The sequence below is a fragment of the Corynebacterium sp. CCUG 69979 genome, from assembly GCF_024454095.1.
In the GTDB taxonomy this organism is placed as follows: Bacteria; Actinomycetota; Actinomycetes; order Mycobacteriales; family Mycobacteriaceae; genus Corynebacterium; species Corynebacterium genitalium.
In genome coordinates, this window is the sequence record NZ_JAGPZA010000004.1 from 151,317 (window position 1) to 164,379 (window position 13,063).

Here is a 13,063-nt window from a genome sequence, read left to right on the forward strand (position 1 = left end):
ATGAGTACAGATGAGGTTGCCCTGCGTGTGAGCAACGTGGTGAAGACTTTCGGCAGCACCACTGCTGTCAATGGAATGTCCTTTGCTGCTCGCCGCGGCGAAGTGCTCGCCTTGCTCGGCCCGAACGGCGCTGGCAAGACCACCACGATTGAGATGTGTGAAGGATTCACCACCCCTACTTCCGGCTCGATCGACGTATTGGGGATGGACCCGCAAACAGAGCCAGAAAAGGTGCGCGAGCGCATCGGCATCATGCTCCAAGGCGGCGGTTCCTACTCCGGCATTCGCGTCAAGGAGATGCTCAATCTCACCGCCTCCTACAACGCAGATCCACTCGATCCCGAATGGCTCATGGACGTCCTCGGCCTGCGGTCAGTGGCATCGACGACGTACCGGCGGCTCTCGGGCGGCCAGCAGCAACGCCTATCGCTTGCGCTGGCGCTCATCGGGCGCCCTGAGCTCGTTTTTCTCGACGAGCCGACCGCCGGCATGGATGCCCAGTCACGGCGCACCGTGTGGCAGCTCATCAGCGCTTTGCGCCGCGACGGCGTGACCATCATCCTCACCACACACCTCATGGACGAGGCAGAAGAGTTGGCCGACAACGTGGTGATCGTCGACCAAGGCGCGGTCATCGCAGAAGGCAGCCCTACCGAACTCATTGCCGAAGGCGCTTCTGAAACGCTCGAAGTGCGCACTGTTGGCAGCCTCGACGTGGCTGCTCTCCCCGACCTGCAAGAGGTGGAGCCAGGGTTGTACCAGCTCATTGCCGCACCCACGCCAAAGATCATCGCCGCCGTAGCGAGTGAAGCCGCACGGCAGGGAGTACTGATCAGCTCCATGGGCACACGCCGCCGCAGTTTGGAGGACGTCTTCCTGGATCTCACGGGAAGAGAGTTGAGGGCCTGACACCATGACCACTACCGATTTCCCACCCGGCACCTTCACCCCGGCTCCGCAGCGGGCGAGCGCCGCGGCGATGGCGGCAGCGCAAGGCCGCATCGAGTCGAAGCTCATGCTCCGCCACGGAGAGCAACTGCTGCTCAACCTCATCGTGCCGGCAGCCATCCTCATCGGTGCCGTGTTCGTGCCCGTCTTAGGCGACAATGTCACCCTCAATGAACTCGTCCCCATGGTCTTCTCCATCGCCGCGGCCGGCGCCGGGTTCACCGGACAAGCCATCGCGTTGGCGTTTGACCGCCGCTACGGGGCACTCAAACGAACGGGCGCCTCAGGCGTGCCAGCGTGGACAATCATCGCTGGGAAGGTCATCGGCGTGCTGTCTACCGTGGTAGTGCAGATTCTCGTGCTCGGCGCAATCGCGCTGTTCTTAGGATGGCGGGTTTCCGTTGGCGGCGCGTTGCTGGGGTTGCTTACTCTGCTCATCGGTGTCACTGCGTTCACGGCGTTGGGGTTACTGTTGGGGGGCACGCAGTCATCGGAAAGCGTGCTTGCCAGCGCGAACCTGATCTGGTTGCTACTGCTCGCCGTGCTGGGGTGGGTCGTCTACGCCGGGCTCCTCGGCTCGCCTGGGGTGTGGGACGTGGTGCCCACCGTGGCGCTCGCGAGCGCGATGACCGGCGCGTTGAACGGCACTATCTACCTCACCGCGTGGATGTCGCTGTCTGCTTGGACAATTTTGGCGGTTTTGGGAACTATCCGGTGGTTCCGTTTCGACGGATAAAGAGCGGGCCAGATTAGACATTGGTGCCGCGAAAAGTAGATGATCAAAGCAGCACTGGTACCGCAAAGGAGAAGGGCGCGACGTGAGCACGACAACCCAGGACGACAATCGGGCATTCCGTGAGAAGATCCGCGACGTGCCGTCGGTCAGGACTCAGCGCATCTTCGCGCTCATCATGCTCATCGCGCAGGGCGGGATCACCTTCACTGGATCACTCGTGCGCGTCACCGGTTCTGGGTTGGGCTGCAACACGTGGCCGCTGTGCCACGAGGGCTCGTTGTTCCCGGTGCCGGGTGCGGCGCCGTGGGTGCAGCAGGTCATCGAGTTCGGCAACCGCACCCTGACATTCGTAGTGGTCGCAACGACGATCCTGGTGTTCTGGGCTGTCATGAAGGCTGGTCGACGCAACTCGATCATCGTGCTGTCCGTGCTCTCCGGTCTTGGAGTCGTCTTGCAGGCCGTGATCGGCGGCATCTCGGTGTTGCTTGACCTGCGGTGGTGGTCTGTAGCCATTCACTTCCTGCCGTCGATGCTGCTCGTCTGGATCGCTGCTGTTCTCTACATGCGCATTAAAGAGCCTGACGATGTCGCACCCACCGAGCGCTTCTCCCCCGCTACCCGTTCTTTGGTCGTCGTCGCTGCGGTCGCGCTGTGCCTCGTTTTGGTGACCGGCACGATGGTCACCGGTTCCGGCCCGCACTCCGGCGATTCCGGTGTGGGAATGGAAGGTCGCCTGGCTATCGACACGCAGCTACTCGCGTACGTGCACGCGGCGTGCATGTACATCTACTTTGTGTTCACCCTCATCGCTGTCTACATGCTGCGCCGCCAGAACGCCCCGAAGGACGCGTTCAACACCGCGTTGGTGCTCGTGGCCATGATCGTCGTGCAGTGGGCCATCGGTGTGGGCCAGTTCTACCTGGGTGTGCCGCGCTGGACGGTGCCCATGCACATCATCATGTCCTCTGTGGTGGTGGCCTACAGCGCGTTCCTGTACAGCCACGGCAGCCGCCGGCTTCCCCTCCTTGAGCCGCACCAGCACAATACGCTCGCGATCCGGGACGCCCGCGGCCCCAGCGGCAACCCCAGCGACCCCAGCGACCCAAGCACCGCTGCCGCCGTCTAAAACGGGGTGAACCGGCCCCGCAGCGCCGGGCGGCACGTAGCCTGGAGCCATGAAGGCTATCCAGATCACCCAGCACGGCGGCCCCGACGTCCTCACGGTCGTCGAGACAGCGGACCCCACACCACAGGACCATCAGGTTCTCGTGGAGGTGCTCTACGCGGGTGTCAACTACATTGACACCTATTTCCGCGAGGGCATCTACCACAGCGAGCTGCCCTTCATTCCGGGCAAGGAAGGCTGCGGCCGCGTCATCCACGACCCGCGCGGTGAGATCGCCGACGGCACTGTTGTCGCCTGGGACTCCGCGGAAGGGTCCTACGCGGAAAAGGTCTGCGTGGACCGCGCCCGCCTCGTCGCCGTACCGGACTCGATTTCACCCGAGGTTGCCGCTTCGATGCTGCTGCAGGGCATGACCGCCCACTACCTGCTCTACGGGGTGCGCGACACCCAGCAGGGCGATTCTATGCTGGTGACGGCTGGCGCGGGTGGGGTGGGGTTGCTGTTGACCCAGCTCGCTAACGCCCAAGGCGCGACGGTCTACTCCGTGGTGTCCACTGATGAGAAAGAAGAACTCGCCTACGCCGCTGGTGCCACCGAGGTGTTCCGTTACAGCGAGGGCTTGGCGGAAACCGTGCGGCGGCGAAACGCTGGCCGTGGGGTCGACGTGGTGTATGACGGCGTGGGCAAAGACACCTTCCAGGAATCGCTCGAGGCGGTCCGCCCACGCGGCTTGGTCTGCCTTTTCGGCGCCGCGTCAGGCCCGGTGGAGCCGTTTGACCCGCAGCTATTGAACAAGCACGGCTCGATCTTCCTCACCCGTCCGTCGCTTGGCGCGTACACCGCGACCGACGACGAGTTCCGGATGCGCGCGCAAGCCGTCGTGCGCGCGGTTGAGGAGGGAGCGCTCAACATCCGCGTCCACGAGCCCTACGCGCTTGACGACGCTTCCCGCGCCCACCACGACCTTCAATCCCGCAGCACGACCGGCTCCGTCGTGTTGAAAGTGGCCGATTAGCGGCGCTTAGGCGGGGAAGAGTTCCGCGATCGTCGGTAAACCGAGGATGGCGTCGACGGACAGTCCGAGGAAGAGCACTGCCAAGTAGTTGTTCGACAAAATGAACAGCTTGAGCGGCTTGACGTCTTCGCCACGGTTGATGGCGTTGTGCAGGCGCGTGGCCATGAGCAGGAAGGCCGCCCCGGACAGTGCAGCGACTGCGAGGTAAATCCAGGATGTCGCCGGGACGAGTGCCAGCGAGATGAGCACGGTCAGCCACGAGTAGATGAGGATCTGTTTCGTGGTTTCTTCCGGGCTGGCGACGACAGGTAGCATCGGTACGTTCGCACGGGCGTAGTCGTCCTTGTACTTCATGGCCAGGGCCCACGTGTGCGGCGGTGTCCAGAAGAAGATGATGAGAAACAGCACGACCGCCTGCCACCATCGGTCCGGGCTACCGTCGGAAACATTACTGCGGATGACAGCCCAGCCGACCATGACCGGCATGCAGCCGGCCGCGCCGCCCCAGATGACGTTCTGCCAGGTCTTGCGCTTGAGCCACTTGGTGTAGACGAAGATGTAGAACCAGTTGGTCAGGATGATGAAGAACGCGGCCAACCAGGACTTGCACACCAGCCCCAGCCACAGAACCGACAGGATCAGCAGCGCCCATGCGAAAACTCGGGCGCGTTCCTTCGTCACCGTGTGGCGGACCAGCGGGCGGGCACGGGTGCGCCCCATCTTCTGGTCAATGTCGTAGTCGGCGACCATGTTGAACGTGTTTGCCGCACCGGCCCCCATCCAGCCACCGAAGAGGGTGGCCAGGATGAGCAGAACGTGGACTTCACCACGGTCCGCCTGCAGCATTGCCGGGATGGCGGCGACCAGCAAGAGCTCAATGACCCTCGGCTTCGTCAACGCGAAATACGCCTTGATGGTCTCCAACAAATACTCCTCAACAACACACGTTTCACACAGCGGGGATTCGCTCTGGGATGGTTCCTCCCGGGGCCGAACCAGTAGAGAACTAGTCGGCAATGTCAGCGCAGAAGTTCCCGGGATCCCCGCAAACACCCGGATATCGTACCGCTGGAAAGCATGCGGGCGGAAATCACATACTGATAAATTGAAATGCATGTCCCGCCGCGTCACATTCACCGTGGTTTCCGCTATCACCATGGTTTCCGCCGCAACAATGAGCTCCTGCAGCCTCGTTGATCAAGCCGTGCAGTCCTCCCCTTCTATACCGGCAGACTCTGGTGAGGACACCGCTGCGGCGCTTCCAGAGCAAGACGACATCGAGGCGTCGATCACGATCCGCTCCATTGGCGACATCCTCCCCCATGAAGAGGTTTACGCCGACGCGGCGAACCGTGCGGGCGGGACCGGCTACAACTTTGCGCCAATGCTCGACCCCGTGCGCCCGTACCTGCAAAACGCCGACATCACCACGGCGAACATGGAGGTCCCCGTCGCCGGAGAAGAACTCTTGCTTTCCGGGTACCCAGCCTTCAACTCACCCCCGGAAGTCGTCGACGCACTCTCAGGGGCAGGCGTGGACATAGTCAACAACGCTTCGAACCACTCGCTGGATCGTGGGTTGGAGGGGCTGCAAACGTCGACAAGCAATCTCCGTGAACGCTGAATGCTGTATGTGGGCAGTTACAGCTCACCTGAGGACCGTGCCACGCCGCGCGTGATCGACCGCAACGGTTTGAAGGTGGGGTTCTTGTCCTACACCTACGGTACAAACGGCATCCCGGTGCCGGAAGGGGCTGAGTGGTCGGTCAATCTCATTGGCCCCGAACTCATGCGTGCGGACATTGCTGCGTTGCGGCCAGACGTCGACGTGCTCATCGTGATCATGCACGCCGGCGAGGGATACGAGTCCTTCCCCGTGCAGTACCAAATCGACACCGCCGACACCGCGCGCCATGCTGGAGCGGATTTTGTGCTCGGCGGGCACCCGCATGTGATTGAACCGTTCCAGCGCTACCCCGACAACGAGCCGGGCCTAGGTGTCTGGTGGGGTCACGGAAACATCCTGCACGGACAATTCGCGGAGGAGACGAAGTATGGCGGCATCGGTGAATACACCATCACCCGCCGCAAAGATGGCACCTTGACGCTGGATTCAATCCGGTTCATGCCGACATACAACATGGGTATGCCGCACACGCCTGAGTTCAAAGTGATTCCGCTTGCCGACGCTGACTCGCTGCCCCACGTCGACCCCGCCGCCTCCAAAGCCGTGATCGAGCGGATGATGAACCACTACACCGACGTCGAGGTGGTCGGCTACTTGGACTAACCGCGCGCGAACCCCGGTCCCACCTGCGACCGGCGCAATGATTGCCACTAGTGTGGTGTGGAGTAATCACCCCGAACCCCCGGTAAGCGAGGACATAGTGACTTCCGAGAACTCTGACAACGCCGCACACCTGCCCGAGGAGCTGCAGGCCATGACTGTGGCCCGCTACCCGGAGGACTGGACCGACACCGACACCCGCGCCGTGGACACGGTGCGCGTGCTGGCCGCAGACGCAGTGGAGAACTGCGGCTCCGGCCACCCGGGAACGGCCATGTCGCTGGCGCCGTTGGCATACACTCTCTACCAGCGCGTCATGGTGCACGACCCAGCTGACCCGCACTGGGTCGGCCGCGACCGCTTCGTGCTGTCCAACGGTCACTCTTCCCTGACCCAGTACATCCAGCTGTACCTGGGCGGCTTCGGCCTTGAGATCGAGGACTTGGTTTCCCTGCGTACTTGGGGTTCCAAGACCCCGGGCCACCCCGAGTACAACCACACCGCCGGTGTGGAGATCACCACCGGCCCGCTGGGCCAGGGTTTGGCCTCCGCAGTGGGTATGGCGATGGCCTCGCGCCGCGAGCGCGGTCTCTTCGACCCGTCCGCCGCGCCGGGCGAGTCCCCCTTTGACCACTTCATCTACGTCATCGCCGGCGACGGTGACCTGCAGGAGGGCGTGACCTCTGAGGCTTCCTCTCTGGCGGGCACGCAAAAGCTGGGTAACCTCATTGCCTTCTGGGACGACAACCGCATCTCCATCGAGGACGACACCCAGATCGCCTTCACTGAGGATGTCATGGCCCGCTACGAGGCTTACGGCTGGCAGACCCTGACCGTTGAGTCCGGCGAGGACGTCGCTGCCATCTTGTCCGCCGTCGAGGAGGCGAAGGCCGACACCTCTCGCCCGACGATGATCCGCGTCAAGACGGTCATTGGCTACCCCGCCCCGACCATGATGAACACTGGTGCCGCGCACGGTGCCGCCCTCGGTGCTGAGGAAGTCGCGGCCACCAAGAAGGTGCTCGGCTTCGACCCGGAGGTCATGTTCGGCGTCGAGGAGAAGGTGATCAACCACACCCGCGGCCTGGCCCAGCGCGGTGCACAGGCGCACGCGCAGTGGCAAAAGCGTTTCGACGAATGGGCCTCCGCCAACCCTGACAACAAGGCCCTCTACGACCGCGTGACCGAACGCCGCCTGCCTGAGGGCTGGGCCGACGACATGCCTACCTGGGAACCCGACGCGAAGGGCCTGGCTACCCGCAAGGCATCCGAGGCCTCCATCCAGGCTGTCGCCGCGACGCTTCCGGAACTGTGGGGCGGCTCGGCCGACCTGGCTGGCTCCAACAACACCCTGATCAAGGGAGAGCCGTCCTTCGGCCCGGAATCCATCTCCACCGACATGTTCACCGCGCAGCCCTACGGCCGTAACCTGCACTTCGGTATCCGTGAGCACGCCATGGGCGCGATCATGAACGGTATTGCCCTGCACGGTGGCACCCGCGTCTACGGCGGCACCTTCCTGATCTTCTCCGAGTACCTCTACCCCTCCATCCGCGTCGCGGCTCTGTCAGGCATCGACGGCTACTACGTGTTCACCCACGACTCCATCGGCCTTGGCGAGGACGGACCGACCCACCAGCCGGTGGAAACACTGACCGCCCTGCGCGCCATCCCGGACCTGGCAGTCATCCGCCCGGCCGACGCGAACGAGACGTCCGCTGCGTGGAAGGCCGCCATCGAGGCTGACGAGCAGCCGAAGGCATTCGCCCTGTCCCGTCAGAACCTCCCCGTTCTAGAGGGCACCAAGGAGAAGGCTTTCGAGGGCGTGGCCCGCGGCGCTTATGTGCTCGTTGAAGGCTCCAGGGAGACCCCGGACGTCCTGCTCATCGCGACCGGTTCCGAGGTGCAGCTCGCTGTTCAAGCTGCTAGCCAGCTGGAACACGACGGTGTCGCCGCCCGTGTCGTGTCCATGCCGTCGATGGAGTGGTTCCTGCAGCAGGATCGCGAGTACATCGACTCCGTGATCCCGCCGCAGGTGCGCGCCCGCGTCTCCGTCGAAGCTGGTGTGTCCATGCCATGGTTCCGCTTCACCGGTGACCACGGACGCAACGTCTCGCTCGAGCACTTCGGCGCGTCCGCCCCCGGTGACGAGCTGTTCAAGCGCTTCGGCATCACCGCTGACGCCGTCATTGAAGCAGCGCGCGAATCCATTGCATCCGCCAGCGCCGAATCCGCAGGCCCCGCAGACTCCGCCGCTGACCCGCAGCGCACCCGCGTCCGCGGCGACAACATCTAAGCCACCACCACTAAGGAGAACAACCATGACCGCAATCGACCGCCTCTTCGAGCTGGGCACCTCCACGTGGTTGGACGACCTCTCCCGCGACCGCATCACCTCCGGCAACCTGGAGCAGATCAAGGCTGAGAAGTCCATCGTCGGCGTGACCACCAACCCTGCGATCTTTGCCAACGCGATGTCCAAGGGCAACGCTTACGACGAGCACATCCAGCAGCTCAGGGAGGGCAAAGCCGGCGTAGATGAGGCCGTCTACGCCATGTCCATCAAGGATGTGCAGGACGCCTGCGACCTCTTCCTTGACATCTACGAGTCCACCGGCGGGCGTGACGGCCGCGTGTCCATCGAGGTGGACCCGCGCCACGCCGACGATGAGGCGCGAACTGTCTCCCATGCTGCCGAGCTGTGGGAGATGGTGGGCCGCCCGAACGTGATGATCAAGATTCCCGCAACGGACGCATCCCTGCCGGCCATCACCGCTTCCCTGGCGGCGGGCATCTCCGTCAACGTCACGCTCATCTTCTCTGTCGAGCGCTACAAGCAGGTCATCGACGCCTACAAGGAGGGCATCAAGCAGGCTGCGGCGAACGGCCACGACGTGTCCACGATCCACTCCGTAGCGTCCTTCTTCGTCTCCCGCATGGACACCGAGGTGGACAACCGCCTCGACGCCATCAGCGACGAGCACGCCGACGCAGCGCAGGAGCTCAAGGGCAAAGCCGGCATCGCTAACGCTCGCTTGGCCTACCAGCTATTCCTCGACTCCTTCGATGACGCCGCCATGGCTGAATTGCCGGACGGTGCGAACAAGCAGCGCCCGCTGTGGGCGTCGACAGGCGTGAAGAATCCTGCCTACCCGGCAGACATGTACGTCACGCAGCTTGCCGGCCCCGACACCGTCAACACCATGCCAGAGCCGACGATTGACGCTGCGATTGAGGGCGACAACGTCTCCGGCGACACGCTTAACGGGACAGTTGGGGACGCGCAGAAGGTCTTCGACCAGCTCGAAACCGTCGGTATCGACATCGCCGATGTGGTCCGCGTGCTGGAGAAGGAAGGCGTGGACAAGTTCGTCGATGCATGGCAGGAACTCCTCGACTCCATGCTCGAGAATCTAAAATAACCGAAACCTTCATCCGGCCCTGGCGATTAAGGTTTAATGAATGAAAGTCGCCCGGGCCGGCACCACGGCTCAACGGTTGCTCCCCTTCTACTGGGGAGCAACCTTTCCGCTTATCTCACGAAAGGTCCGCCAGCCATGACGGAACCGGCACCCGAATGGTCCAATCCTCTTCGTAACCGCGCCGACCGGCGCCTGCCCCGCATCGCGGGACCGTCCGGCATGGTCATCTTCGGCGTGACCGGCGACCTAGCTAAGCGCAAACTTCTGCCCGCCATCTACGACCTGGCCTACCGCGGTCTTCTGCCCGCCGGCTTCACTCTCGTCGGTTTCGGCCGCAGGCCGTGGTCGAAGGAAGAGTTCGAGTCCTACGTGCGCGAGCAGGTCGAAGAAGGAGCCCGCACCGATTTCGACGAGCACGTCTGGGACCGGCTCGCTGAGGGCATGCACTTTGTCCAGGGTGCGTTCGATGACGATCAGGCCTTCGACAACATGGCCGAGCTCCTCAAAGAGATGGACACCACGCGTGGCACCGCCGGCAACTGGGCGTTCTACCTCTCTGTGCCGCCCGAGTACTTCGCCAACGTGGTCAACCAGCTCGACCGCACCGGCATGGCCCACGGAACGGACGAGCAGTGGCGCCGCGTCATCATTGAGAAACCGTTCGGCCATAACCTGGAATCGGCCAAGGAGCTCAACGAGACGATCAACTCTGTCTTCCCGGAACGCGCGGTGTTCCGCATCGATCACTACCTGGGCAAGGAAACCGTTCAGAACATCCTCGCCTTCCGCTTCGCCAACCAGCTGTTCGAGCCGATCTGGTCCTCGCGCTACGTCGACCACGTGCAGATCACCATGGCCGAGGACATCGGTTTGGGCGGCCGTGCCGGCTACTACGACGGCATTGGCGCTGCCCGCGACGTGATCCAGAATCACCTGCTGCAGCTTTTGGCGCTTGTGGCTATGGACGAGCCGGTCAGTTTCTCGCCGCGCCAGCTGCGCTACGAGAAGCTGAAGATCCTGCGCGCCACCAAGCCCATTGGCCCGTTTGAAGAGACGACGGCCCGCGGCCAGTACACCGCTGGCTGGCAGGGCTCGGAGCAGGTCGTCGGCTTGCGCGAGGAAGAGGGCTTCGACCCGGAATCCACCACCGAGACATATGCTGCCTGCACCCTGGGCATCAACTCGCGACGCTGGGCGGGCGTACCGTTCTACCTCCGGACAGGCAAGCGCTTGGGCCGGCGCGTCACGGAGATCGCCCTCGTGTTCAAGAAAGCCCCGCACCAGCCGTTCGATCCTGGCTTGACCAGCCAGCTTGGCGCAAACACCCTGGTCATCCGTGTCCAACCGGACGAGGGCATTCTGCTGCGCTTCGGCTCCAAAGTGCCCGGCTCCACGATGGAGGTCCGCGACGTCAACATGGACTTCTCCTACGCCGAAGCGTTCACCGAGGAGTCGCCGGAAGCCTACGAGCGCCTCATTCTCGACGCGCTTCTCGACGAAACCGGCCTCTTCCCCACCTCCGCCGAGGTCGAGCGCTCCTGGGAGATCCTCGACCCGATCCTGGACTACTGGGCTGAAAACGGCCGCCCGGACGAGTACCCCGCCGGCACGTGGGGTCCGTCATCCGCCGATGAGATGATGCACGCTACCGGCCGCACCTGGCGCCGCCCCTAGCAGGAAAGAACCAGAGAAGGAACACCATGTACGTCACCCTCTCCGATACGTCCACCCGGGACATCGCCAAGCTTCTCCTGGACACGCAAGAGAACCACTCGTTGGCTACTGGCCGCGTGCTCACCCTCATCGTCGTTGCCGACATCAACGATGATGTCGAGTCCATCCTCGACCAGGTGCGCGTGGCTTCCCATGAGCACCCCTCGCGTGTGCTCATGCTCATCACCGGCAATGTTGACGGCCCATCCTCGCTCGATGCGCAGGCCATCCTGGCTGCGGACGCCGGGGCCTCCGAGATCGTCGTGATGGACCTGCACGGCGAGCTCGCGCGGAACCTCGATTCCGTCGTCACGCCTTTGCTCTTACCGGACACCCCGATTGTCGCGTGGTGGCCGTCGACGGCGCCGGCGCGCCCGAGTGAGCACCCGCTCGGCCGCATCGCGCACCGCCGCATTACCAACGTCCGCGAAAACGTTAGCGGCAACGCCCTGCTGCGTCTGAAGAACGGCTACGCGCCCGGGGACTCGGACATGCTGTGGTCGCGCATCACCCACTGGCGCGGCGTGGTGGCCTCCGCGTTCGACGCGTACCCGCGTGACCCGGTCACCTCCGTCGACATTGACGGCCCGGACGACAACCCGAGTGTCGATATCGCCGCCGGCTGGCTCTCCGCCTCTCTCGGCGTTGAGGTGCGGCGTATCGCGAGCGAGCAGTCGGCTTCAGAGCCGTCACGCTTGTTCCCTATCCGCCGTCTGACCCTGCACCGTGACTCCGGGCCTGTGAAGGTCGAAATCAAGGACGACAAGACGCTGAGCGTGAAGATCCCGGGCGTTGCAGAAGCCTTCGTGGCCATGAGCGTGCGCAGCGACGCCGACTGTCTCGCGGAGGAGCTGCGCCACCTTGACCCCGACTGGGCGTACTCTCAAGCACTCAAGTCTCTGCCCAACGTTAAAGTTGTCTAGAGTCGAAGACGAGCTGTTTTTCAAGGCTTTCAAGGAGCGATCACAATGACTACCGTCAGGAACGTCCCCAATCTCGATGTGCTTATCGACGAAGCATCCACCCAGTTCGTCGAGACCATCGAAACCATCGTGTCTACCCCCACCGGTGGGGTGCACGGGGACGGGATCGCGCGCGTAGTGTTCACCGGCGGTGGCGCCGGCATCAAGCTCTTATCCCGACTCGTCCGCGCGAAGATCGATTGGACCCGCGTCCACGTGTTCTTCGGCGATGAGCGCAACGTGCCCGTCTACGACCCGGACTCTAACGAGGGCCAGGCGCGTTACGCGCTGCTCAACCACGTCAATATTCCGGAGGCGCACATTCACGGGTACCGCCCGGGCAGCGGGCAGCTCGATGAAGCGGCCTGGAACTACGAGGATGCCATCCGCAGGCACGCCCCCGACGGCTTCGACCTGCACCTGATGGGCATGGGACCCGACGGACACGTCAACTCGCTGTTCCCCAACTCGGAGCAGCTCGATGAGACCGAAAAGCTCGTCGTCGCCGTCACCGATTCGCCGAAGCCGCCGGCCGAGCGCCTGACCCTCACTTACCCGGGCATTTCACGCGCCGAGGAGGTCTGGCTCCTCGTTTCTGGCTCCGAGAAAGCCGAGGCCACCGCTGCCCTGCTGAAGGACTCCCCGACTCCGCAGTGGCCCGTCAGCCGCGTCCCGGAGCTGGCCAAGACCACCCTCTTCGTCACCGACGACGCCTACGGCGAATCCACGAACTAGGCGCAGACAGCAGAAAAGGCCGGGATCATTCCCGGCCTTTGTGGGTTAAGTAGCAGAATGTGTGTCTGATTTTCAGTGTATCTGCTGATCAGGCTGTGTAAATCGGGCTTGAATAAGGT

10 protein-coding genes and 1 pseudogene are annotated in these 13,063 nt (G+C 63.4%); 10 read left to right on the forward strand and 1 reads right to left on the reverse strand.

The annotated features are described in order from the left end of the window. The 4 genes from KBX18_RS04385 (at position 1) to KBX18_RS04400 (ending at position 3,825) form a co-directional block, all read left to right on the forward strand. Entirely contained in the window at positions 1-909 is a 909-nt protein-coding gene (locus tag KBX18_RS04385; RefSeq protein WP_255994951.1) for an ABC transporter ATP-binding protein, read from the forward strand. 4 nt (positions 910-913) lie between these two features. Beyond that, entirely contained in the window at positions 914-1,684 is a 771-nt protein-coding gene (locus KBX18_RS04390) for an ABC transporter permease (RefSeq protein ID WP_005290067.1), read from the forward strand. Positions 1,685-1,766: 82 nt separating this feature from the next. After that, positions 1,767-2,810: a heme A synthase gene (locus KBX18_RS04395; RefSeq protein ID WP_255994952.1), complete on the forward strand. Its 1,044-nt coding sequence runs from the start codon at positions 1,767-1,769 to the stop codon at positions 2,808-2,810. A 49-nt stretch (positions 2,811-2,859) separates the two neighbouring features. Continuing rightward, a complete protein-coding gene (locus KBX18_RS04400) occupies positions 2,860-3,825 on the forward strand; it encodes a quinone oxidoreductase (RefSeq protein ID WP_255994953.1) in 966 nt (321 codons plus the stop codon). A 6-nt stretch (positions 3,826-3,831) separates the two neighbouring features. Here KBX18_RS04400 and KBX18_RS04405 read toward each other — a convergent pair whose 3' ends face one another. Then, positions 3,832-4,782 carry a heme o synthase gene (locus KBX18_RS04405; protein ID WP_255994965.1) on the reverse strand — a complete coding sequence of 317 codons (951 nt, stop codon included), beginning with the start codon at positions 4,780-4,782 and terminating at the stop codon, positions 3,832-3,834. Positions 4,783-4,999: 217 nt separating this feature from the next. Between KBX18_RS04405 and KBX18_RS04410 the strand changes: the two are divergent. The 6 genes and pseudogenes from KBX18_RS04410 to pgl all read left to right on the forward strand — a co-directional run bounded on the left by KBX18_RS04410 (position 5,000) and on the right by pgl (position 12,944). After that, positions 5,000-6,115 (forward strand): annotated as a pseudogene (locus KBX18_RS04410) (CapA family protein). Positions 6,116-6,266: 151 nt separating this feature from the next. Beyond that, positions 6,267-8,408, forward strand: coding sequence for a transketolase (gene tkt / locus KBX18_RS04415; RefSeq protein ID WP_255994966.1), 2,142 nt, complete (start codon positions 6,267-6,269; stop codon positions 8,406-8,408). A gap of 25 nt (positions 8,409-8,433) precedes the next feature. Further along, on the forward strand, positions 8,434-9,534 hold the full coding sequence (gene tal / locus KBX18_RS04420; RefSeq protein WP_255994954.1) for a transaldolase: 1,101 nt from the start codon (positions 8,434-8,436) through the stop codon (positions 9,532-9,534). 135 nt (positions 9,535-9,669) lie between these two features. After that, the gene (gene zwf, locus KBX18_RS04425; protein WP_255994955.1) at positions 9,670-11,208 is read left to right on the forward strand and encodes a glucose-6-phosphate dehydrogenase; all 1,539 of its coding nucleotides are present in this window, start codon (positions 9,670-9,672) and stop codon (positions 11,206-11,208) included. Between the two features lie 26 nt (positions 11,209-11,234). Beyond that, positions 11,235-12,170, forward strand: a complete 936-nt coding sequence (locus KBX18_RS04430; protein WP_255994956.1) for a glucose-6-phosphate dehydrogenase assembly protein OpcA — start codon at positions 11,235-11,237, stop codon at positions 12,168-12,170. A 45-nt stretch (positions 12,171-12,215) separates the two neighbouring features. Continuing rightward, positions 12,216-12,944 (forward strand): 6-phosphogluconolactonase, encoded by a 729-nt coding sequence (gene pgl / locus KBX18_RS04435; protein ID WP_255994957.1) that lies wholly within the window; start codon positions 12,216-12,218, stop codon positions 12,942-12,944. Positions 12,945-13,063: the final 119 nt, after the last annotated feature.